Below are 244 nucleotides of genomic sequence, written 5' to 3'. Positions count from 1 at the left end.
TTCGTCTCCGTTAACATCGGTAATTACAACTTCTACTCCTTCTATTCCCTCTTCTCCTGGATCTTGTATTCCATCGCCGTTAAGATCTTCGAATACAACTCCTGTTAAATCTCCAACTACTGGTGCATAACCATCATCGGTTGTTGCTGTTTCAACTCCTTCTAATACGGTTACTGTTTCTGGATCTGAAGTTCCTGTTGTTAAAGTATCTGTAATATCTGCTGGTAATGTTGTTTCATCAACA

At 39.3% G+C, this 244-nt stretch carries 1 protein-coding gene; it reads right to left on the bottom strand.

The genetic code is table 11. From position 1 onward, the window contains the following. The coding region (locus ACVC3Y_RS10225; RefSeq protein WP_452226814.1) for an SdrD B-like domain-containing protein at nt 1–244 on the bottom strand (244 nt) is incomplete at both ends.

The sequence above is a fragment of the Lacinutrix cladophorae genome (assembly GCF_053604645.1).
Note: the sequence above shows the minus strand (reverse complement) of the source record. Positions and strands in the feature narration are given on the sequence as shown.